At 62.4% G+C, this 20,515-nt stretch carries 23 protein-coding genes; 20 read left to right on the forward strand and 3 right to left on the reverse strand.

The window, feature by feature from the left end:
* Positions 1 to 443 precede the first annotated feature (443 nt).
* A complete protein-coding gene (locus ACYCVF_RS33450) occupies positions 444 to 764 on the forward strand; it encodes a DUF736 domain-containing protein (protein WP_459607165.1) in 321 nt (106 codons plus the stop codon).
* Between the two features lie 107 nt (positions 765 to 871).
* On the opposite strand, the gene ACYCVF_RS33455 is transcribed toward ACYCVF_RS33450, so the two are convergent.
* Positions 872 to 1,123 carry a helix-turn-helix domain-containing protein gene (locus ACYCVF_RS33455; RefSeq protein WP_459607170.1) on the reverse strand — a complete coding sequence of 84 codons (252 nt, stop codon included), beginning with the start codon at positions 1,121 to 1,123 and terminating at the stop codon, positions 872 to 874.
* Positions 1,124 to 1,269: 146 nt separating this feature from the next.
* On the opposite strand from ACYCVF_RS33455, the gene ACYCVF_RS33460 reads away from it, so the two are divergent.
* The 3 genes from ACYCVF_RS33460 to ACYCVF_RS33470 all read left to right on the forward strand — a co-directional run bounded on the left by ACYCVF_RS33460 (position 1,270) and on the right by ACYCVF_RS33470 (position 2,484).
* On the forward strand, positions 1,270 to 1,542 hold the full coding sequence (locus ACYCVF_RS33460) for a DUF2285 domain-containing protein (protein ID WP_459607172.1): 273 nt from the start codon (positions 1,270 to 1,272) through the stop codon (positions 1,540 to 1,542).
* A gap of 167 nt (positions 1,543 to 1,709) precedes the next feature.
* Entirely contained in the window at positions 1,710 to 1,904 is a 195-nt protein-coding gene (locus ACYCVF_RS33465; RefSeq protein ID WP_459607174.1) for a transcriptional regulator domain-containing protein, read from the forward strand.
* A gap of 247 nt (positions 1,905 to 2,151) precedes the next feature.
* Positions 2,152 to 2,484, forward strand: coding sequence for a DUF2285 domain-containing protein (locus tag ACYCVF_RS33470; protein ID WP_459612954.1), 333 nt, complete (start codon positions 2,152 to 2,154; stop codon positions 2,482 to 2,484).
* Between the two features lie 157 nt (positions 2,485 to 2,641).
* Here the strand turns inward: ACYCVF_RS33470 and ACYCVF_RS33475 are convergent, their stop codons facing one another.
* Together ACYCVF_RS33475 and ACYCVF_RS33480 are read right to left on the reverse strand one after the other, a co-directional pair.
* Entirely contained in the window at positions 2,642 to 3,928 is a 1,287-nt protein-coding gene (locus ACYCVF_RS33475) for a type II toxin-antitoxin system HipA family toxin (RefSeq protein ID WP_459607178.1), read from the reverse strand.
* A complete protein-coding gene (locus tag ACYCVF_RS33480) occupies positions 3,925 to 4,212 on the reverse strand; it encodes a helix-turn-helix domain-containing protein (RefSeq protein WP_459607180.1) in 288 nt (95 codons plus the stop codon). Before ACYCVF_RS33480 ends, ACYCVF_RS33475 begins: the two co-directional genes overlap by 4 nt.
* A gap of 453 nt (positions 4,213 to 4,665) precedes the next feature.
* On the opposite strand from ACYCVF_RS33480, the gene ACYCVF_RS33485 reads away from it, so the two are divergent.
* From ACYCVF_RS33485 to trbL, 16 genes are all read left to right on the forward strand, one after another.
* Positions 4,666 to 5,037 (forward strand): DUF2285 domain-containing protein, encoded by a 372-nt coding sequence (locus ACYCVF_RS33485; RefSeq protein WP_459607182.1) that lies wholly within the window; start codon positions 4,666 to 4,668, stop codon positions 5,035 to 5,037.
* Between the two features lie 143 nt (positions 5,038 to 5,180).
* Positions 5,181 to 5,462 carry a helix-turn-helix transcriptional regulator gene (locus ACYCVF_RS33490; RefSeq protein WP_459607183.1) on the forward strand — a complete coding sequence of 94 codons (282 nt, stop codon included), beginning with the start codon at positions 5,181 to 5,183 and terminating at the stop codon, positions 5,460 to 5,462.
* 23 nt (positions 5,463 to 5,485) lie between these two features.
* On the forward strand, positions 5,486 to 6,370 hold the full coding sequence (locus tag ACYCVF_RS33495) for a replication initiator protein A (protein WP_459607269.1): 885 nt from the start codon (positions 5,486 to 5,488) through the stop codon (positions 6,368 to 6,370).
* 289 nt (positions 6,371 to 6,659) lie between these two features.
* Positions 6,660 to 7,124, forward strand: coding sequence for a DUF2840 domain-containing protein (locus ACYCVF_RS33500; protein ID WP_459607185.1), 465 nt, complete (start codon positions 6,660 to 6,662; stop codon positions 7,122 to 7,124).
* A complete protein-coding gene (locus ACYCVF_RS33505) occupies positions 7,121 to 7,633 on the forward strand; it encodes a S26 family signal peptidase (protein WP_459607186.1) in 513 nt (170 codons plus the stop codon). Before ACYCVF_RS33500 ends, ACYCVF_RS33505 begins: the two co-directional genes overlap by 4 nt.
* Before the next feature lie 254 nt (positions 7,634 to 7,887).
* Positions 7,888 to 8,550: a lytic transglycosylase domain-containing protein gene (locus ACYCVF_RS33510; protein WP_459607188.1), complete on the forward strand. Its 663-nt coding sequence runs from the start codon at positions 7,888 to 7,890 to the stop codon at positions 8,548 to 8,550.
* Between the two features lie 982 nt (positions 8,551 to 9,532).
* On the forward strand, positions 9,533 to 11,296 hold the full coding sequence (locus ACYCVF_RS33515) for a relaxase/mobilization nuclease domain-containing protein (protein WP_459607190.1): 1,764 nt from the start codon (positions 9,533 to 9,535) through the stop codon (positions 11,294 to 11,296).
* 33 nt (positions 11,297 to 11,329) lie between these two features.
* Positions 11,330 to 13,312, forward strand: coding sequence for a conjugal transfer protein TraG (locus tag ACYCVF_RS33520; protein WP_459607192.1), 1,983 nt, complete (start codon positions 11,330 to 11,332; stop codon positions 13,310 to 13,312).
* Positions 13,313 to 13,318: 6 nt separating this feature from the next.
* On the forward strand, positions 13,319 to 13,747 hold the full coding sequence (locus ACYCVF_RS33525) for a ribbon-helix-helix domain-containing protein (protein WP_459607194.1): 429 nt from the start codon (positions 13,319 to 13,321) through the stop codon (positions 13,745 to 13,747).
* Positions 13,748 to 13,949: 202 nt separating this feature from the next.
* Complete coding sequence (trbB, locus tag ACYCVF_RS33530; RefSeq protein ID WP_459607271.1) at positions 13,950 to 14,870, forward strand: P-type conjugative transfer ATPase TrbB; 921 nt, start codon at positions 13,950 to 13,952, stop codon at positions 14,868 to 14,870.
* 77 nt (positions 14,871 to 14,947) lie between these two features.
* Positions 14,948 to 15,208: a TrbC/VirB2 family type IV secretion system protein gene (locus tag ACYCVF_RS33535; protein ID WP_459607273.1), complete on the forward strand. Its 261-nt coding sequence runs from the start codon at positions 14,948 to 14,950 to the stop codon at positions 15,206 to 15,208.
* Positions 15,208 to 15,471 (forward strand): VirB3 family type IV secretion system protein, encoded by a 264-nt coding sequence (locus ACYCVF_RS33540; protein ID WP_375859681.1) that lies wholly within the window; start codon positions 15,208 to 15,210, stop codon positions 15,469 to 15,471. Before ACYCVF_RS33535 ends, ACYCVF_RS33540 begins: the two co-directional genes overlap by 1 nt.
* 9 nt (positions 15,472 to 15,480) lie before the next feature.
* The gene (gene trbE / locus ACYCVF_RS33545; RefSeq protein WP_459607196.1) at positions 15,481 to 17,922 is read left to right on the forward strand and encodes a conjugal transfer protein TrbE; all 2,442 of its coding nucleotides are present in this window, start codon (positions 15,481 to 15,483) and stop codon (positions 17,920 to 17,922) included.
* Positions 17,919 to 18,650 carry a P-type conjugative transfer protein TrbJ gene (gene trbJ / locus ACYCVF_RS33550; protein WP_459607198.1) on the forward strand — a complete coding sequence of 244 codons (732 nt, stop codon included), beginning with the start codon at positions 17,919 to 17,921 and terminating at the stop codon, positions 18,648 to 18,650. The genes trbE and trbJ overlap by 4 nt, the downstream gene beginning before the upstream one ends.
* Positions 18,650 to 19,033, forward strand: coding sequence for a putative entry exclusion protein TrbK-alt (gene trbK-alt / locus ACYCVF_RS33555; RefSeq protein ID WP_459607199.1), 384 nt, complete (start codon positions 18,650 to 18,652; stop codon positions 19,031 to 19,033). The genes trbJ and trbK-alt overlap by 1 nt, the downstream gene beginning before the upstream one ends.
* On the forward strand, positions 19,030 to 20,259 hold the full coding sequence (gene trbL / locus ACYCVF_RS33560; protein WP_459607201.1) for a P-type conjugative transfer protein TrbL: 1,230 nt from the start codon (positions 19,030 to 19,032) through the stop codon (positions 20,257 to 20,259). The genes trbK-alt and trbL overlap by 4 nt, the downstream gene beginning before the upstream one ends.
* Positions 20,260 to 20,515: the final 256 nt, after the last annotated feature.

Genomic DNA, 20,515 nt, shown 5'->3' on the forward strand with positions numbered 1-20,515 from the left:
CGACACTGTAGCTGGTGGCCAAAGGTCCTCCTGTGCTCATAGCCAGGAGCTTCTCATCGCGGCTGGTTCACGGCAGTCGCGTTCGCCGTTTTTTCGCTTTTGCGTCCAACTCTACGCCTGAGCGCAGCGATCTCTTGTGCAGCCCAACCGAGCGGCGCCACACCTTCTTCCGGGGATGCTGTTCAGCGCACGGACCACCTGGCCTCTTGATGGCTCGATCTGGCCGAAGAGCGGCTGCGCCTCGATCGCCTGAACGCAACGCCAGCGGGGCGACTTTCTTCCCCTGGGCTACGCCCATTCCTCGCGAGGCAAGAAAGTCGCCCCGCTGGCGTCCTCCGCTGCGCTGCGGCCCGCGGGCGGGTGCGTCGTCGATCGTCTTCGGCCTGTAGATCGCCATCGAGGCCGCGGTGGTCGCGGCTCGAAACCAGCAAAGGAGAAGTAACATGGCTACCATCGGTTCTTTCAAGAAGATCGGCAGCGACTTCCAGGGCGAGATCGTCACCCTCAGCCTCCAGACCAAGGGCGTGCGCATCGTGCCCGAGGCCAACCGCAGCAACGAGAACGCCCCGAGCCACCGCGTCTTCGTCGGCCGGGCCGAGATCGGGGCCGCCTGGTCGAAGCGCTCCGAGGAGGGCCGCGACTATCTCTCGCTCAAGCTCGACGACCCCTCGTTCAACGCACCGATCTACGCGAACCTGTTCGCCGACGAAGACGCCGACGGCTTCAGCCTGATCTGGTCGCGGCCGCGCAAGAACGGCGACTGAGGTCGCCAAAAAGCCCCGCCCGGTTCGCCGGGCGGGGCTTCTCAATTCGAGGTCACTATTAGTTCGGACACATTGCAGCCGGGTCGAGCCGCTCGGCTCCCCACCGGCTATTCAGTCTGTCCGCGTGTCTTTTTCTTGGCGCCTGCGCCTGGCGGCCGTCTCAACAGGTCTGCTGCTTCGACTCCCAAACTGCGCGCCAGCCGGTCGACAACGTCGATGCCCGCCGCATAGACGCTGCGTTCGAGTGAGCTGATATAGGTGCGGTCAATTTCTGCTCGATGTGCCAATTCCTCCTGCGACAAGCCGCGAGCTTGTCGTAGCTTGCGCAAATTGATTGCAAGTATCCCGCGTATATCCATACGCGAGACGGCGCGTCCTTGAAGAGTATTTTTCCACGGAGTATTCTCGACAAAACGCTCGCACGGAAGCCTACAACCAAATCTTTACGCTTCTGCTCCTTCCGGCCGGCGTGTTAGAATTTGTCAAATCTGAGGCGTGGAGTTTCATGAGGAAGCCGCCGCTCGATCCCGACGTCGCCGACGCTGCCCCCGCCGATCAAGCTCTGACGGTCTATGACGAGCAGCACGTGGTGACGTACACGCGCCTTTTGCAAGCCGAAAGCGAGGGGGCCGACTGGCGGGAGGTCGCGCGAATAGTGTTGCATATCGATCCGGAGCGCGAACCTGATCGCGCGCGAAATGCATACCTGTCTCATCTTAAGCGCGCTAAGTGGGCTACTGAACAGGGACGTTTCTTGCGCGGTGCCGGGTCAAACTAGGAAAATCTAACCGGTGAAGTGTTTGTCAAGAACACGATCTTCTTCTGCTCGTTGGTGGTCACTTTAGAGCACCGCGTGGTGCCAAAGTAAGGACTTCCTACAACCCAATCGATCAGAATTATTGCAGCGCAATCCTTGTTATCCAACCGGACAAAGGGGCGTAAGCAATGCCGACATTCGACTGGCGGTCGCCGGATTCGTACAAGAGCCTACAGGACGCTGAAATCACCGACATCGCCTGGGAATTTCTTCGCCGAAACAAAGACTACCAACGCGACTACGAAGAGAACGTGAGAAACAGCCCGGACGGCGAAGTATCTCCGGAGTTCAGGAGGAGGTGGGGCATCTGCTTTCGCCCATGACCCGCAGATATCCTTCGAGGAACAGGTCGTCATGTGGGCGCCTGAGGTTTTGCCGACGGTCGTTCCAATCGCGGTGATCGCGTCGACGGTCAGTGGGGACAGCGCTCTTCGGCTGCTGCTCGATCTTGCTGCTGGCCGGGCGCGGCGTGCCTCCGATGGCTGGCACGCTGTGCTACGGATAGGCGTCGGAGAGCATCGCGTCTGGCTGAAGGATCTGCCGGCCGCCGGCGCCAATTGCGCAGTTCAATTGGCATTCGACCGCGATTTCGACGCGCGCGCCCTTGCAGCGCAGCGGCTGTGGCGCGCGATGAATGAACGCGCTGTCGGTCCGGCCTCTCACGGATTGTCAAAGCAGAAATGCGAACGGCTGTGCGCCGCCATTCAGGCGCTCGACGCCCATGACGCCGGCGGCACGTATCGGATCATTGCCGAAGCTCTCTTCGGCAAGAAGCGCATTCCCGATCGTGCCTGGAAAACGCACGATCTGCGCAATCGTACAATTCGTCTCGTGCAGAGAGGCCTCGCATTGATGCGAGGCGGTTATCGCGAATTGCTGCGCCCCAAGCACAAGAACAAATAGCCGCCTTCAATTATATTTGCGCCCAGTTGAAACCCAAGCTTCCGCGATGGGTTCTGACGGGCGGGGCATCGCTCGTAGAGGCGGCTTCCGGCGGCGACGCTTGGGCGCAGAACGCCGAACGGTGTGTGGCTGGCATTAGAAATGAGGAACGCCCCTTCTACCAGGAGCCACTCAGAACGCGTTGGCATTCCTTGGCTCGATCGATCAACTTCGTGGCCAAGCGCTTGATGATGGTCTTGTCGAGCCCCTCCGCTTCCGCGGTAGCGCAGACATCGGAGACATTGTCGGGAAGCAACTCAGCCAGAGAATTCAATCCGGCAATCATTTTGTCGGCGTCGAGGCGGGTTTCGCGGGCGAACTTCTGCCATTCGCGCGCACCAATCTGGCTAAGCTTGTACTCGCCGCCGATCTTCATCGCGAGCTTCATTTTCTGAAACTCGACATCGTCATAGGGAAGGGTGCTGGCGATATCGTAGAGCGGTGCAAGTCGCACTGTAGGACCGCTGGCGAGGAGCAACGAGTAGTTCTTGGCGTGTGCATCGGTACCGCCGATGAGCCAGTTGAAGCCGAAGGCATCGATGAAAGTATTGAGGTCATCCACGCTATTGGTGGAGTAGGTGCGTAGGAGTTCGATAATGTCGGCGGGGCCTGGTCCGCCCTCGCTTTGGTATTTCTTGGTTGGCATGATGCCGCGTGCCTGGCAGATGTCCTCTTGATGGACGCGAACGATGTCATTGCCGCTGAATTGCCGGTCATAGCGTTCGACGACAATGGCGATTTCGTTCTCAAATCGCATGACCTTTGTTTCGGCGACGGGTAAGCCGAGATTGCGCGCGAGATTGAGGCAGATATGTTCGTTCTCGGCATGGCCGTCGAAATGGCCGGTCGGGGGTTTCAAGATATGAGTTGTCGGGATTCGTCCAGAGGGAATTCCCCATCGGTCCTTTTGCAGAAGCAGTGCAGTTTTCGGCTGAGCCCCGGCGAGACTGAATTGCCCCGTATCGCCCGGCAACCGCCATGCGGCGTGATCCTCTCTCAACGCATGCAAACGTTTGGCAATCGCGGCTTCGTCAAGCCATTCAACTTTGTCGTCTGCACCACTTTGTAATACCTTCAAACGATCGGGGGTGACGAACTGAATGGCGCCGGCGCAATCCTCGCCGACATGGGAAATCAGGGCAAACACGTTGCGGCCCGAGACCTGAAATTTCTTGGCCCAACGATCGAGGACGCGCTCGTTGTCCGGCAGAAGGCCCCATAGAAAGGCTCGCACAGCGGCGGGACCGTGCTCCTCGGCCGCGAGTGGCATGGAGAGCGAAATCGGATACGCGCCCCTCGCTTCGCGCCAATTGGTGTCATAGACAAAGGTAAGGCGGCTGCGCGTGTCGTTATGCACATGGCCGACTTCCTTCCCGTCCAAGAGGACGACGAGTTCGTTTGTCATGCCCTCCTCTTCCTGGCTTTGGCCACGATTGCGTTGATATCGACGCCGGACTTTTCTGAACTGCGGCTGTTGGATTGTTCGCTGCTTGCGTCCAGGCGGATACCGAGAGCATCAAGTGCGCGGAGCACCAGGCCGAGTTCGGCGCGTGCGTGGCCATGTTCGACTTCGATGACCCACTGACGGCTGACACCAATACGCTTGGCGAAGCTCGACTGGTCGAGCTTGAGTCGCTTGCGCCTGTCTCGAATGATGGCCCCGAGATCGGTGGATGTGCGGACAAGCATGGTGCGCCTGGAATGTCGTCGTTCGCTTACATTAGCATATGTCAGCGTTCGGCGACAATATGAAATGTCAGCGAGCGACGACACGGAAAGATGTTGCCGTTCGACGACATTGATCGCGTTGAAAAATGGGAATAATATATATTACTATCAGATGGTTATACCAAAACGAGGCTCACCAGGAACATTGGCAGCTAAGGGCAACGCGGCGGCCCAGCAAAGAAAAATTGGCTGGAAAATCGTCTTCCATGGGTGAAGCCAAACGCAAGACAAATCAGTGGCGAGCATTTCTGGCGGCGCATCCCTCATGCGCCTATCGCGGCGGTCTGGCGACGCCGTCAGCCGGGAGATGGATGCCCAATTGACCGCCTCGCTACCGCGCGACGAGACAGTGATGCCCGATGGCCTTCCGACGGATGGCACGCCATCCTCCGTGAAGGCGCAGTGGATCATCGCGTGTGGCTCAAGGATCCGCCCGCCGTTGGTGTTCGCGACGTAGCACAGTTGCCGCTCGACGGCGACTTTGAGGCACGCGCATTGATCGCGCGCCGGCGATGGCGCGCGATCAATGGGCGCGCCGCGAGATCTGCCTTTCACGAATTGCCCGAACAGAAACGCGAGCGGTTTGGCGTCGCCATCCATGCGCAGCACGCGCACGCGGCCGGCAACACTGACCGAGCGATTGCCGAACTCTTGTTCGGCAAAAAGCGCATCCCCGATCGCGCCTGGAAAACGCACGATCTGCGCAGTCGAACCATTCGTCTCGTGCAGACTGGCCTCGCGTTGATCCGCGGTGGTCATCGCGAACTGCTGCGTCCCAAGCGCTAAGAACAGATAACGCCCTCGGTGGCGGGTATCGAAAATCTACCCCACAAACATCGGCATCCCCCCTCGCGAGCCTTCTGCGCGATCGTGACCGTCGACGCGCCGCCGTTCGCCCCGGCGCTCCAGATGGTCACGGAGCCTCTCACATGTCCGATCCAAACGCCGATCCGCCGCCTCGATACCTGCGTACATCCGAAGCCGCACGCTTTTTAAGTTTGTCTGGCCGCACGCTGGAGAAACACCGCACGTATGGCACCGGTCCCGAATATCACAAGATCGGCGGCCGCGTGGTCTATTCGGTTGAGGACCTGACGGCGTGGGCCAAGCTGGGCAAAAAGAAATCGACGTCCGATCCCGGCAAGGGGACCGTGCTGCCTGCCAAGAAGCATCCGAGCCTGCGCCCGTATGCGGGCCAGGAACGCCGCTGATCGTCAGGAAAAGAGCACTGGCGATGCGAAGCAAGCACTTATCCGAACGCGATCAACTGGAACTGTTTCGGGCGCTGCCTGGCGATCTCGCGCCGCGCGATGCGCAGGATCTGATGGCTTATCCGTTCTTTTCGCTGGCAAAGACGAAGCGCGTTGTGCCGATCGATTTTCGTGCTGGGGCAATCTCCATACGTGTCGAGGCCGTACTGGAACATGGCATGGCGACAATCTGGGATGCAGATGTCCTGATCTGGGCCGCCTCGCAGATTGTGGAAGCGCGGGATGCGGGCTTGAAGACCTCCCGCCTGATGGCTGCCACCCCGTACGAGATTCTGACGTTCGCCGGCCGCGGCACCAGCTCGCGCGACTACGACCGCCTGAAGGCCGGCCTCGACAGGCTGCAATCGACGACCGTGTTGACGTCGATCCGCCAGATTGCGGAACGGCGGCGGCATCGCTTTTCCTGGATCAACGAATGGAAGGAGACGGCTGACGCCAACGGACGCCCGTTCGGGCTCGAACTGATCCTGCCCGATTGGTTCTATTCCGGTGTGATCGATGACGCGCTCGTGCTCACGATTGATCGCGCGTATTTCGATCTCACGGGCGGACTTGAGCGCTGGCTCTACCGTCTCGTGCGCAAGCACGGCGGCCGGCAGCAGGGCGGCTGGAGTTTCGATCTTGTGCATCTCCATGCCAAGTCCGGCAGTCTCTCGCCACTCAAGCATTTTGCCTACGACGTGCGCCAGATTGTCCAGCGTCAGGCATTGCCTGGCTACCAGCTCGTGCTCACGGGCGATCGCGACGGCGCCGAGCGGCTGAAGTTCGCGCCCGCGCCCATCGATCCATTCACCGAGAGACTTCGCAAGCGCGGTCTCCTTCCGGAATCGGGAGGCAACAACCTGTGAATCAGCTCGTGCTATCGGGGACCGCAACCCTCGTGCCATCAGGGACCGGATCCTCGTGCTATCGGGGACCGAAAGCAGATCCAAGTCCTTGTCCGTTAGCGCTTTCCGGCGGCCGTAACTCTTCTAACCAGAAATCCTTCGGATTTCTTCTAACGGACCGCGCCTTCGCGCCTCTGAGGATAACCACCGAGGTCGGCCTGTTCTGCCTCGCCGCAGTGAGGGCGAGGACCTGCTGTCGCAATTCCGCTCCCGCCAGGCAATCAGAACCTCTCTGCACTCGGAGTGCATCATGAACAATTTCACCGAAGTCGAACTGCTTTGGCTCGAGAAGCGCATTGAGAACCGCATCCGGTTCGGCCACTCCGTCGAGGAGAGAAATCTCGATCGTCGCCGGCGCGTGCTGGCCTTTGCGCCGGGCAGCATCTTCGCGTTCGTCCGCTGGACATCAAACGACTTCGGAACGGCAATCTCACGGATCGACATCCTGCGCGCGGTCGCACCGGGACAACGATGCGCCACGGTGCCCTATGTGAAACCCGGCGCGGACATTCTGCTGCGCCTGTCCGGCTGGCCCAAGGTCGAACGGGTGCTTCAATTGATCGACGCTGTCGAGGCACTCGACATCGATCCCGCGGACGCTGCGCCCGATTACTGGCACCACGTTCATAACCGCATGTCGGTCAATGAAAACCCTCGCCCCTACACGAAAGCCAGACACCAAGCGTGGCTTCAACGGCAGAGGACCATGCGATGACAGGTCCGTGGAAGATCTTGATCACGACGTTCGTCGGCGCTGCTGCCGTTCTCGCACCGATGGTTCTCGACCTGACGCCACTCTACGTCTGGAATGCGTCTGGGAGCGTGCCGATCGGCCTGTATCGTTTGCAGCCTGCGGAAAAGCTGTTCGTGACGGAGCTCCTCGCCGTTCAGCCGCCGGAGCCGCTCGCAACCTTCCTCGACATGGGCGGCTATCTGCCGGCCGGGATACCGATGCTCAAACGCGTGCTGGCGCTTCCGGGGCAGACCGTCTGCAGAACCGGGCTCGCAGTGACCGTCGACGCGATCGACATGGGCGAGGCACGAGATCGCGATGGCCGCGGCCGTCCGCTTCCGAAGTGGCAGGGTTGCCGCGTTGTCGGCGAGGGCGAACTCTTTGTCATGAACTGGCAATCCGCCGACTCGCTGGACGGAAGATATTTCGGCTTTCTGCCGGCATCCGCCGTCCTTGGGCGTGCGCTCCCCGTGTGGACCTGGGAGGACTGACCGTGCGCGTGTCGGGACCCCGATCTGCTATTCCGCTGTTCGACCGAACGTTGCACCATTCCTCCGTCCCGGCCAACGATCGCGGAGCCGTCGCGCGCAAAGCCGGCCCAGAGTCTGCCCCGGACTTCGTCCGCGGGCGGCCGATGGGCCGGCGCCAGGCGACCTTAGCCGGGAGGAGCACGAACACGCCGGCATGCGGGCGTTCCGTCGGGACGGGCGTTTGCGCTGTTGTCGTGTTGTTCCTGGCGCTGACGATGGGTGACGCCGCTGCCTTCGCCGCGACACGATCCGCAGAGCACACGGCGAGATTTCGTACTCACGACCCGTTTGCGGACTTCATCGGCGAGGCCTCGCGTCGTTTCGGCGTACCGGTGTACTGGATCCGCGCAGTCTTGGAGCTCGAAAGCGCTGGCGATCCGCGCGCCAAGTCCCCGAAAGGCGCCATGGGGCTGATGCAGATCATGCCGCAGACCTGGGCCGAACTGCGTCTGCGATACGCTCTTGGCAATGATGCCTACGATCCTCACGACAACATTCTTGCTGGTTCGGGATATCTGCGCGAACTGCACGACCGTTACGGTTCGCCGGGTTTCCTGGCAGCCTACAATGCGGGACCTGGTCGCTACGAAGAATATCTCGCCGGTCGAGCATTGCCGGCTGAAGCTCAGGCCTATCTGCAGAAGCTTGCCCCCATCATTGGCGGCGACGTTGCTGCTTCCAGGGCAGTCGTCAACTTGCGGCCGCCGGCGGGGACGCTCTTTGCTGTGCTCTGCGAAACCTCAAAAAGCTTCGCCTCGCCGCCGCCCCGCTACGTGCCAGATCGTGCTCCAATCGCAATCTCCGGCCATGCCAGTTCGGCCATTGCGCCCACCGCGACGGGCCTGTTCGTCACGAGATCTGATGCGGAAGGTCGGTGATGAGCGAACGCGTGAGCTCGCATGGATTGGCATATCCTGGAGAGGAATGGACGGCAGGGCGCGGGCATTGGGAAGGCACGACGGTAAGCGTCCGGCGGCTGCTCATCAGGCAGCTCGTGACATTATCTCGCAGTTTCCAGGTTCACTGGCGCCCCGTGACGGACATTCGGTTTGCATTCGAAACGCTGCAACACGATCATGACGCCAAGACGTTCGGGGGAGCTACTGAAGGACCCTCGGTCACGCGGCGAGAGTTCGCGGAGGAGCGTGATGTTACGTGCTGATGGCATACGGGCGATGCCTTCGGCCCGCGCTCTACTCGTCGCTTCGCTCCTCACCGAGCCACCCTGCGGGTGTCTCGGCCCTTCGGGTCACGATCGCTATCGCAAGCGCTCGCTTCGCTCGCAAGCAGTGGGGTCTTCGCAAGTCAACTGCCAGGTCGCGGCGGCTCTGTCGCAATCAAGCGGCCATCAGCCGGAATGTTCGAGCAGGCGCAATTGGAGCATCCAGCGCAATGACACGAGGAGGAAGGTGTGCAGGAGTCGGGCGGTTACGGCATGACGGCAGGACGGCAGGAGTTCGCGGAGGAGCGCGATCATAACGTGCTGATGGCACATACGGGCGATGCCTTCGGCCCGCGCTCTACTCGTCGCTTCGCTCCTCACCGAGCCACCCTGCGGGTGTCTCGGCCCTTCGGGTCACGATCGCTATCGCAAGCGCTCGCTTCGCTCGCAAACGGTGGGGGCTTCGCAAGTCAACTGCCAGGTCGCGGCGGAGGAAGGTGTGCAGCAACCGGACGGTTACGCACGACGGCAGGACGGCGAGATAAAAGGGGCTCGCCGGTCGAACCGCAAGCCATTGGCATGGCTTGGGTTCTGGCGTGCCGGTCGGTCGGGGCGCGTGCCGCGCCGTCCATTTTGAACAGCGCAATCAAGGAGATTTTCGGCACTGTAGCGGCCTTGGCGCCTTTCGAGGTCCGGCAATGACCCCGCGTGACAGCGATCTGCGCATTCGGCCCGGGCGCATCCGCAGCACCCGCGCGCCCAAGCCGAAGAGCTTCATCAACCAGGTGCTGCGTGCCGCGAAGAAAGCCGGACACACGTCGGGTCAAGGCAGGTTTGGCAGGCGTTCTGCGGCCTATGGGCGCTCGACGTTTGGCCGCGGCCGGCTGTCCTTTGGTCGCAGCCGGTTGTTCAGTCCGACGCGGCGCGTTGTGGTGAAGGCGCGCATCGTGCGTCACAAGGGACGTTCGTTCCGCTCGGCGCCGTTGACGGCTCATCTTTCATACCTCAAGCGCGACGGCGTAACCCGGAACGGCGGGCTGGCCGAGATGTTTGATGCTGGCGGCGATCGAGCTGACGGTGCGGCCTTCGCAGAACGATGCGAGGGCGACCGCCATCATTTTCGATTCATTGTCTCGCCCGAGGATGCCGGCGACATGACTGACCTCAGGGCCTTCACCCGCGACCTCGCCAAACAGATGGAGATCGATCTCGGAACGCGGCTCGAATGGGTGGCCGTCGATCACTGGAACACGGACAACCCTCACGTCCATCTTCTCGTTCGTGGCGTCGATGACACAGGCGCAGACCTCGTGATCTCCCGCGACTACATCAGCCGCGGCCTGCGCTCACACGCCGAGGAGTTGGTCGCCATCGAACTGGGTCCAAGACCTGAGCATGAAATCCGCAACGCGCTGGAGAGAGAGGTCACTGCAGAGCGATGGACGCGGCTCGACCGGGAGATCTGGCACGTCGCCGACGAAACCGGCTCTATCGATCTTCGCCCCGACAATCCCGGCAGTTCCGATCCCGAAATCCGGCGCCTGATGGTCGGCCGCCTTCAGCACCTGGAGAAGATGGGCCTTGCTGCGTCAGCTGCGCCGGGGGAGTGGATGGTCGGGCTCGAGGCTGAACGTAATCTCCGCGACCTCGGCATGCGCGGCGACATCATCAAGACGATGCATCGCGCCTTTACCGAGCGTGGGGAGGTGCGCGGGGTTGCCGACTATGTCATCGAAGGTGGACTGCCGACGTCCCAGATCATCGGACGGCTGGTCGATCATGGATTGCATGACGAACTGACCGGCGAGGCCTACGCCCTGATCGATGGAACAGACGGGCGCGCGCACCACGTCCGGTTCCGAGGAATCGAAGCTTTCGAACATGCGCCCTCCGTCGGCGGTATCGTCGAGGTCCGGCGCTTCGGTCCGGCCGATGATCCGCGCCCGACATTGGTCCTTGCCACGCGTTCTGATCTCGATCTTGGTGAGCAGGTCACCGCGAAAGGCGCCACCTGGCTCGACCACCGGCTGGTGGAATCCAACCCCATGCCGCTCGCCATGGGCGGCTTCGGTCGCCAGGCGCGCGACGCCCTCGAAGCTCGCACCGAGCATCTGGTTCGGGAAGGTCTGGCGCGGCGGCAGGGCCAGCGCATCACATTCCAGCGTGATCTCCTGAACACGCTGCGCGGGCGCGAGCTGGACGAGGTGGCAGCAAGACTCTCGGCGCGGACCGGCCTGCCCCACGTGAAGGGCGCCGCCGGCGAGCACGTGGCGGGCATGTATCGTCAGCGGTTGACGCTCGCCTCGGGGCGTTACGCCATGATCGACGACGGGCTCGGATTTCAGCTGGTGCCCTGGTCGCGCGAGCTCGAGAAAAGGTTGGGCCAGCACGTTGCGGGCACCACGAAGGAGGGCGGCGGGATCGAATGGAGCTTCGGCCGGAAGCGCGACCTCAGCCTGTAGCTATCGTTGTCAATTGTTTGAAAGGTGTTCGGGATGTCCGGAACCAAAATCCTGTGGGGACAGGTGATTGTCGTCGGCCTGATCGTCTTGCTCGCCATCTGGGGAGCGACCGAGTGGACGGCTTGGCGGCTCGCCTATCAGCCGGAGCTTGGGCGGCCGTGGTTCGCGTTGTCGGGCTTCAAGATCTACTACCCGCCCGTCTTCTTCTGGTGGTGGTTCGTCTACGACGCCTATGCCCCGCAGGTCTTTGTCGAGGGTGCATTCATCGCGGCCTCGGGGACTTTTGTCTCGATCGCCGCCGCGATCGGCATGTCGGTGTGGCGGGCGCGCGAGGCCAAGAATGTCCAGACCTACGGCTCGGCGCGGTGGGCCGATCCGCCGGAGGTGCAGGCGGCCGGACTCTTGGGCGGGGACGGTGTCGTGCTTGGCAGGTTGGCGGAGGATTACCTCCGCCACAACGGACCGGAGCATGTGCTCTGCTTTGCGCCGACCCGGTCCGGCAAGGGCGTTGGCCTGGTTGTTCCTTCCCTCCTCACGTGGCCAGACTCGGCCATCGTGCACGACATCAAGGGCGAGAACTGGCAGCTCACGGCCGGGTTTCGGTCCCGACATGGCCGGGTGTTGCTGTTCGATCCGACCAATCCAAAATCGTCTGCCTACAACCCGCTTCTCGAAGTACGCCGCGGCGAATGGGAGGTTCGGGACGTCCAGAATGTTGCGGACGTGCTGGTCGATCCGGAAGGGTCGCTCGACAAGCGGAATCACTGGGAGAAGACCAGCCACTCGCTGCTTGTCGGTGCCATCCTGCACGTCCTCTACGCAGAGCCCGACAAGACGCTCGCCGGGGTCGCGGCGTTTTTGTCGGACCCGAAGCGCCCGATCGAGGTCACGCTGAAGGCGATGATGACAAGCTCGCACCTTGGTGAGCAGGGGCCACATCCGGTTGTCGCCTCAACCGCGCGAGAACTGTTGAACAAGTCCGAGAACGAACGTTCTGGCGTGCTCTCGACCGCGATGTCATTCCTTGGACTTTATCGGGACCCGGTGGTGGCGCAGGTCACGAGCCGATGCGATTGGCGGATCGCGGACCTGATTGCCGATGCTCGTCCGACGACGCTCTATCTTGTCGTGCCTCCGTCCGACATCTCCCGGACGAAACCGCTCATACGTCTCGTGCTCAATCAAATTGGCCGTCGCATCACCGAAGATCTGCAAGCCAGGAACCGCCGCCACCGCGTCCTGATGATGCTGGACGAGTTCCCGGCACTGGGGCGTCTCGACTTTTTCGAGTCGGCGCTCGCGTTCATGGCCGGATACGGGATCAAGGCCTTCCTGATTGCGCAATCGTTGAACCAGATCGAGAAGGCCTACGGCCCTAACAATGCGATTTTGGACAATTGCCATGTCCGCGTGAGCTTCGCAACAAACGACGAGCGGACCGCAAGACGGGTTTCGGACGCGCTTGGGACTGCGACCGAGATGCGAGCCATGAAGAACTATGCCGGGCATCGGCTGAACCCTTGGCTTGGTCATCTGATGGTGTCACGGCAGGAGACCGCACGCGCCTTGCTCACGCCGGGCGAGGTGATGCAGCTGCCTCCCACCGACGAAATTGTAATGGTGGCCGGGACGGCGCCGATCCGAGCCAGGAAGGTGCGCTACTACGAAGACAGACGCCTTGCCGAGCGCATTCTCCCACCGCCAGAGCCGGCCAGGCTCGGGCGGTCTTCCCGGGAAGATCGTTGGTCCAGCCTCAAGCTCCCCGTGAGGAATGACGCAACCGTCCGGACCGAGGAGTCCGAAACCGATGCCGCCAACAGCGGTCTGCGCCGGGAACCCGAGCTTCCTGACCACGTCGCCATCGTCAAAGAGACAACCGATGTCACGCCGACAGAAGAGTTTGCCGTGCTCGACGACGACGATGAGGCCGTGCGTCAAGCCCGGCTTCTTCGCCAGCAGATGCGGGGCGCGGCCCGCCAGGCGGCGCTTGACCCGAACGACGGCATTGATCTGTGAGGTCCCATGCGCAACCGCATGAACGTGTATTTTCCGCCGGAGCTTCTGAAGCAGATCTCCGACCTTGCCGATCGCAAGAACCTCTCACGATCGTCCATCGTCGAGGCGGCCGTCATTTCGTTTCTGTCACCCGATGGAGGGGACCGCAGAGAGGCGGCGTTCGCCCGCCGTCTCGACCGGTTGTCCCGGCAAGTGCAGCGACTTGAGCGGGATGTCGGGCTGACGGCCGAGACCTTGGCCCTGTTTGTTCGGTTTTGGCTGACGATCACGCCTCCCTTGCCGAACGAGGCCCAGGCTGCCGCTCAGATCAAGGGACGCGAGCGCTTCGAAGGCTTCGTCGAGACATTGGGCCGCCGCCTGCAAAAGGGCCAGAGCTTCTTGCGGGAGATTCCGGACGATATCGTTCATGGAGTGCCCGAAGATTCCCCCAACTGAGATTGCGCCCGCGTTGCTGGCTGCTCCGGCCTTTCTCTTTTTACGCCAGGCTACGACGGAGATGATCGCCTCGTTGCAGGAAGGTCGGTGGTGGTTTTTCTAATCATCCCCATCCGAGGGCGCTGTTTTGGCCCTCGATCGGTGGGGGCAGGCAGTGGCAATCCATTCTCTTCAGTCGGAGGCGATCTCGCGCGGCGCGCGGATGCTCCGCAGCGCGCTGGGGCCCGCCATCGCGCGCTATCTCGAAGACGACGCGATCGTCGAGGTGATGCTGAATCCTGACGGGCGGTTGTGGATCGACCGGCTCTCCAGCGGACTGACGGACACGGGTGAACAACTCTCCGCCGCCGATGGCGAGCGCATCATTCGCCTGGTGGCGCATCATGTGGGCGCCGAGGTCCACGCCGCCGCGCCCCGTATTTCTGCTGAACTCCCCGAGACCGGAGAGCGGTTTGAAGGCCTGTTGCCGCCTGTCGTCGCGGCACCGGCGTTCGCCATTCGCAAGCCCGCCGTCGCGGTCTTCACGCTCGACGACTATGCCAGGGTCGGCATCATGACGTCCGATCACGCCACGGCACTGCGCCAGGCCGTCGCCTCGCGCAAAAACATCCTGGTCGCTGGCGGCACATCGACGGGCAAGACCACGCTCACAAATGCATTGCTTGCCGAGGTCGCGAAGACCGGTGACCGGGTCGTGCTGATCGAGGACACCCGCGAGCTGCAATGCAAAGCACCGAATCTGGTCGCGTTGCGCACCAAGGATGGCGTGGTCTCGCTCGCCGATCTCGTGCGCTCCTCGCTTCGACTGCGTCCAGACCGCATTCCCATTGGCGAGGTGCGGGGCGCTGAAGCGCTCGATCTGCTCAAGGCCTGGGGAACCGGTCATCCCGGCGGTGTCGGCACCATCCATGCGGGCACTGCGCTCGGCGCCTTACGCCGGCTGGAGCAGCTCATCCAGGAAGCCGTGATGACCGTGCCGCGCGCCCTGATCGCCGAAACCATCAACGTCGTCGCGGTCCTGTCCGGGCGCGGTGCCGAGCGCCGGCTTGCCGAACTCGCGCGTGTCAACGGCCTTGGAGCCGCCGGAGATTACAGCCTTTCACCAGCAGGAGACTTCACATGAGCAATCGAAACATGAGCAATCGAAACCGAGTTCCGCATTGGAGCGTTTCCGTCGCCGCACTGGGTGCGGTCCTGTTCATGAGGACGCCCGCCTGGGCCGCGGGCTCCAACATGCCCTGGGAGCAGCCGCTCAATCAGATCCTGCAGTCGGTCGAAGGACCGGTCGCCAAAATCATCGCCGTGATCATCATCGTCGTCACGGGCCTGACGCTTGCCTTTGGCGATTCCTCGGGCGGCTTTCGCAGGCTGATCCAGATCGTGTTCGGGCTTTCGATTGCGTTTGCAGCCTCGAGCTTCTTTCTGTCGTTTTTCTCATTCGGCGGCGGCGTGGTGGTGTGATGGACGAGCCCGTCGCAGGATTTATCGCGCCGGTGCATCGGGCTCTCACGGAGCCGATCCTGATGGGCGGAGCGCCCCGGTCGGTTGCCATCGTTAACGGGACGCTCGCCGCGGCCCTTGGGCTCGGATTGCGCTTGTGGATCGCCGGTCTCCTGCTCTGGGCCATCGGGCACGCGGCGGCGGCATGGGCTGCCAAGCGAGACCCGGCCTTCGTCGAAGTAGTGCGCCGTCACCTGCGCGTCCCAGCCCATCTCAACATCTAGAGGTCTCCCATGATGAATCTCGCGGAATACCGCCGATCGAGCACGCGGCTTGCCGATTTCCTGCCTTGGGTGGCCCTGGTCGACGCGGGCATCGTCCTGAACAAGGACGGCTCATTCCAGCGAACGGCCAGATTCCGCGGACCGGACCTCGACAGTGCCGTTCCGGCCGAACTCGTGGCGGTGGCCGGTCGTCTCAACAACGCTCTGCGCCGCCTCGGATCCGGCTGGGCCGTCTTCGTGGAGGCGCAGCGCCATTCCGCGGGAGCGTATCCGCCCAACACATTTCCGGACGTCGCATCCGCGCTGGTTGATGCCGAGCGCCGGGCGCAGTTCGAGGAAGAGGGCGCCCATTACGACTCGAGCTATTACCTGACCTTCGTTTACCTGCCGCCGGTGGAGGATGCGGCCAGGGCGGAGCGGCTTCTTTATGAAGGCAGCAGTCGCACGCCAAGTGCCGACGCGCGCGAGGTGCTCAGCGGCTTTGTCGACCGAACCGACCGCGTGCTGCAGCTTGTCGAGGGCTTCATGCCGGAATGCGCCTGGCTCGACGACGAGGCGACGCTGACTTACCTGCATTCGACGATCTCGATCAAACGGCATCGGGTTCGTGTGCCCGAGATCCCCATGTATCTCGACGCGCTGCTCGCTGACCAGCCCTTGACCGGTGGTCTCGAGCCGATGTTGGGCACAGCGTGCCTGCGCGTTCTGACCATCGTCGGATTTCCGACAGCGACCACGCCCGGAATTCTCGACGACCTCAATCGTCTCGCTTTTCCGTACCGCTGGTCGACCCGGGCGATCATGCTCGACAAGACGGATGCGACAAAGCTCCTGACGAGAATCCGGCGGCAGTGGTTCGCCAAGCGGAAGTCAATCGCCGCGATCCTGAAGGAGGTGATGACCAACGAGGCCTCCACGCTTCTCGATACCGACGCTCACAACAAGGCGATGGATGCGGACGCGGCGCTTCAGGAGCTTGGTTCGGACCAGATCGGAGAGGCCTTCGTGACGGCGAGCGTAACCGTTTGGGGCCGGGATGCGCGCTCGGCCGACGAGAGATTGCGGCTGGTCGAGAAGGTCATTCAGGGGCGCGACTTCACCTGCATGATCGAGACGGTGAATGCCGTCGAAGCGTGGCTCGGCAGCCTGCCTGGACATGTGTACGCCAACATCCGGCAGCCGCCCCTCTCGACCCTCAACCTTGCTCACATGATTCCGCTGTCGGCGGTGTGGTCCGGAGAGGCGCGTGATCATCATTTCAACGCTCCGCCCCTGTTCTTTGGCAAGACGGAAGGGGCAACCCCCTTCCGTTTCGCGCTTCACGTCGGCGACGTCGGACACACGCTTGTGGTTGGCCCGACCGGTGCCGGCAAGTCGGTGCTGCTGGCGCTGATGGCGCTCCAGTTCCGCCGCTATCCCCGGTCTCAGGTCTTCGCCTTTGATTTTGGAGGCTCAATCCGGGCGGCAGCCCTCGCGATGGGCGGCGATTGGCACGATCTTGGCGGTGCGCTGTCGCAAGACGCGTCCGAACCGGTCGCGTTGCAGCCATTAGCCTGGATCGACGACACGGCGGAACGGGCCTGGGCTACCGACTGGGTTGCCTCGATCCTTGCCCGCGAGAAGATCGAGATCACGCCGGAGGTGAAGGATCATTTATGGTCCGCGCTGACCTCGCTCGCGTCAGCGCGCCTCCCGGAGCGGACCCTGACAGGGCTGTCCGTTCTGCTCCAGTCGACGACCCTGAAACGCGCGTTGCAACCCTATTGCCTCGGTGGGCCCTATGGTCGCCTGCTCGATGCAGAATTCGAACGAATTGGCGAGGGAGCAGTCCAGGCGTTCGAGACCGAAGGACTGATTGGAACGGATGCGGCGCCCGCGGTGCTGGCCTATCTGTTCCACCGCATTGGCGACCGCCTCGATGGCAGGCCGACGCTGATGATCGTCGACGAAGGCTGGCTTGCGCTTGATGATACGGATTTTGCCGGCCAGCTCCGCGAATGGTTGAAGACGCTGCGCAAGAAGAATGCGTCTGTGGTTTTCGCCACACAGTCTTTGTCGGACATCGATGGATCTGACATTGCTCCTGCCATCATCGAGAGCTGCCCGACGCGATTGCTTCTGCCGAACGAGCGGGCGATCGAGCCTCAGATCAGCGCGATCTATCGCCGTTTTGGGCTCAACGATCGCCAGATCGAGCTCTTGAGCCGCGCGACGCCGAAACGGGACTACTACTGCCAATCCCGGCGCGGCAACCGCATGTTCGAGCTCGGGCTCGGCGAAGTCGCGCTCGCCTTTGCGGCTGCATCATCCAAGACAGACCAGGCCGCGATCGACCGATTGGTTACAGAGCACGGCCGCGAGGCCTTTGTGCCGGCCTGGCTCCAGCACCGCGGTGCGGGTTGGGCCGTGGACCTCATGTCCAATCTTGGCAATCTGGAGAAGTCGCAATGAGCCGTCGACGTCTCGGTCTGGTGATCAGCATCGTTGCTGCCTCTCTTCTGGCAACCACGCCTGGCAGGGCGCAATGGATCGTCTTTGATCCCAACAACTACGTCCAGAATGTCCTGACCGCAGCACGAGAGCTGCAGCAGATCAACAATCAGATTACCTCGTTGCAGAACGAGGCGCAAATGTTGATCAACCAGGCGAAGAACCTGGCAAGCCTGCCCTATTCCTCGCTGCAGCAGCTCCAGAGCTCCATTCAACGCACCCAGCAGCTGCTCAGCCAGGCCCAGCGCATCGGCTATGACGTGCAGCAGATCGACCGGGCCTTTGCCACCAGCTACGGACCGGCAACCGCCAGCCAATCCGATTCCGCGTTGATCGCAGGTGCGCAATCGCGCTGGCAGGACTCGGTCGCGGCGTTTCAGGACGCGCTTCGTGTGCAAGCCGGCGTTGTCGGAAATCTCGACACCAACCGCATTCAGACTTCGGCACTGGTAAATTCAAGCCAGGGTGCAAGCGGCGCCCTGCAGGCCACGCAAGCCGGCAACCAGATCCTCGCACTCCAGGCGCAGCAGCTTGCCGACATGACCGCCGCCGTGGCCGCGCAGGGCAGGGCTCAATCTCTGGAATCTGCGCGACGCGCCGCTGCTCAGGACCAGGCTCGCGAGCAGCTTCGGCGCTTTCTGACGAGCGGTCAGGGTTATCAATCCTCCAACGTGCAGATGTTTCATTGATGAGCGACCAAAAGGCCTTCCAAGCATTGTCGCTCGCCATCACGGTGGTTGGCGGAGCGGCACTCATCGTCGCATGCACGATCGAGCTACGCGGTCCGGACAAAGTCATGGGTCCGAAGCCATCGAGCGCAACAGCCCGCAGCCCCATGGAAGCCGATCTCACCCGCTGCCGCACCGTGACATCAGAGCATTCTGCGGCATATCAGGATTGCCAAAGGATCTGGGCGGAGAACCGGCGCCGGTTCTTCGGCCAAGGGGTGAGCTCGACCGGTCCCGCTGTCAACGATCGAGCCAGCTCGCCGTTGCTGTCAGCGCCGAAAGATCAGAGCCGAATGCCTCAAGGCGATCCTTCCGTCGCATCACCCGAGGGAGGTTATCAATGACGGGCACGGGAATTATCGATCAGTTCCTCGAGACCTTCACCCGCTATATCGACAATGGCTTTGGGCTTGTAGGCGGCGAGGTGGGTTATCTTGCGACAACGCTGGCTGCGATCGATATCACCCTGGCCGCCCTGTTCTGGAGCTGGGGCACGGATGAGGACATCGTCGCGCGGCTCGTCAAGAAAACCCTGTTCGTCGGTGTCTTCGCCTACCTGATCGGCAATTGGAATAATCTTGCCCGCATCGTCTTCGAAAGCTTCGCCGGTCTCGGATTGAAGGCCTCAGGTACGGGCCTTTCGGCAGGCGATTTCGTTCACCCTGGAAAAATTGCACAAGTCGGGCTCGATGCCGGCCGGCCGATCCTGGATTCGATCTCAAACCTGATGGGCTACATCAGCTTTTTTGAGAACTTTGTCCAGATCGTGGTCCTGCTGTTCGCCTGGGCCGTCGTCCTGCTCGCCTTCTTCATTCTGGCGATCCAGCTCTTCGTCACACTGATCGAGTTCAAGCTGACAACGCTGGCGGGGTTCGTGCTGCTTCCGTTCGGCCTGTTCGGCAAGACGGCGTTTGCGGCCGAACGCGTCCTTGGCAATGTCGTGTCGTCCGGCATCAAGGTGCTGGTGCTGGCCGTGATCGTCGGTATCGGCTCGACCTTGTTTTCCCAGTTCACCGCCGGCTTCAATGGCGGCCAGCCGACGATCGAAGACGCCATGACTCTGGTCTTGGCCGCGTTGTCCCTTCTGGGCCTTGGAATCTTTGGACCCGGAATCGCCAACGGACTGGTATCCGGTGGTCCCCAACTCGGTGCGGGCAGCGCGGTCGGTACGGGACTTGCGGCCGGCGGGATGGCTGCAGCCGGAGCTGGCCTGGCTGCCGGCGGCGTCGGCCTCGCCGGTGGAGCGATCGCAGGTGCGGCGCGGGGCGGCAGCGCGATCGCAAGCGGCGCGGCGGCCGCCTATCGGAGCGGCGGCATAGGTGGTGTTGCCGAGGCTGCTGCTTCAGCTTCTGTCAGTCCGCTCCGCAGCGCCTCCGCGGCGATCCATAGCGGCAGCCGGTCCACCAGCACCACCTCTGCCAGCTCGGACGAAGGTCCGCCGGATTGGGCGCAGCGGATGAAACGCGCGCAGACCATCAGCCATGGCGTTTCGGCGGCAACTCATGCCGTTCGGTCGGCAGACCATGGTGGAAGTGGCAGTTCGATCGATCTGTCTGACGGAGGGCGCTAGATGTCAAAGTGCCCGTTTGCCGAGAAGCCGCGCCAATGCGCCCACAGGACTGACCAGCCAGGTTCAAGCGCGCGCCCTGGTCGGCGCACCTGGCATGCTCCGGCTTGGCAAGCTCTGGTGCTGGTTTCTCAAGCCCTCTCGTTGAGCCTGACGCCCGCGCTTCTCTGGCAGGTCACGCATGACCCGTCCGCGTCAGTGAGAGCGCCACCGCACGTGAGCCAACAAGTGTTCGAGATGTCGGCGATGCAAGATCGGC

The organism is Bradyrhizobium cedriense, assembly GCF_054602315.1.

Coding starts and splice junctions, on each gene's coding strand:
- ACYCVF_RS33500 (WP_459607185.1), top strand. CDS start 6,660: ATGAACAATTTCACCGAAGTCGAACTGCTTTGGCTCGAGAAGCGCATT.
- ACYCVF_RS33515 (WP_459607190.1), top strand. CDS start 9,533: ATGACCCCGCGTGACAGCGATCTGCGCATTCGGCCCGGGCGCATCCGC.
- ACYCVF_RS33460 (WP_459607172.1), top strand. CDS start 1,270: ATGAGGAAGCCGCCGCTCGATCCCGACGTCGCCGACGCTGCCCCCGCC.
- ACYCVF_RS33535 (WP_459607273.1), top strand. CDS start 14,948: ATGAGGACGCCCGCCTGGGCCGCGGGCTCCAACATGCCCTGGGAGCAG.
- ACYCVF_RS33490 (WP_459607183.1), top strand. CDS start 5,181: ATGTCCGATCCAAACGCCGATCCGCCGCCTCGATACCTGCGTACATCC.
- trbK-alt (WP_459607199.1), top strand. CDS start 18,650: ATGAGCGACCAAAAGGCCTTCCAAGCATTGTCGCTCGCCATCACGGTG.
- ACYCVF_RS33465 (WP_459607174.1), top strand. CDS start 1,710: ATGCCGACATTCGACTGGCGGTCGCCGGATTCGTACAAGAGCCTACAG.
- ACYCVF_RS33525 (WP_459607194.1), top strand. CDS start 13,319: ATGCGCAACCGCATGAACGTGTATTTTCCGCCGGAGCTTCTGAAGCAG.
- ACYCVF_RS33450 (WP_459607165.1), top strand. CDS start 444: ATGGCTACCATCGGTTCTTTCAAGAAGATCGGCAGCGACTTCCAGGGC.
- trbE (WP_459607196.1), top strand. CDS start 15,481: ATGATGAATCTCGCGGAATACCGCCGATCGAGCACGCGGCTTGCCGAT.
- trbL (WP_459607201.1), top strand. CDS start 19,030: ATGACGGGCACGGGAATTATCGATCAGTTCCTCGAGACCTTCACCCGC.
- ACYCVF_RS33495 (WP_459607269.1), top strand. CDS start 5,486: ATGCGAAGCAAGCACTTATCCGAACGCGATCAACTGGAACTGTTTCGG.
- ACYCVF_RS33475 (WP_459607178.1), bottom strand. CDS start 3,928: ATGACAAACGAACTCGTCGTCCTCTTGGACGGGAAGGAAGTCGGCCAT.
- ACYCVF_RS33520 (WP_459607192.1), top strand. CDS start 11,330: ATGTCCGGAACCAAAATCCTGTGGGGACAGGTGATTGTCGTCGGCCTG.
- ACYCVF_RS33455 (WP_459607170.1), bottom strand. CDS start 1,123: ATGGATATACGCGGGATACTTGCAATCAATTTGCGCAAGCTACGACAA.
- ACYCVF_RS33480 (WP_459607180.1), bottom strand. CDS start 4,212: ATGCTTGTCCGCACATCCACCGATCTCGGGGCCATCATTCGAGACAGG.
- ACYCVF_RS33510 (WP_459607188.1), top strand. CDS start 7,888: ATGGGTGACGCCGCTGCCTTCGCCGCGACACGATCCGCAGAGCACACG.
- ACYCVF_RS33505 (WP_459607186.1), top strand. CDS start 7,121: ATGACAGGTCCGTGGAAGATCTTGATCACGACGTTCGTCGGCGCTGCT.
- trbB (WP_459607271.1), top strand. CDS start 13,950: ATGCTCCGCAGCGCGCTGGGGCCCGCCATCGCGCGCTATCTCGAAGAC.
- ACYCVF_RS33540 (WP_375859681.1), top strand. CDS start 15,208: ATGGACGAGCCCGTCGCAGGATTTATCGCGCCGGTGCATCGGGCTCTC.
- trbJ (WP_459607198.1), top strand. CDS start 17,919: ATGAGCCGTCGACGTCTCGGTCTGGTGATCAGCATCGTTGCTGCCTCT.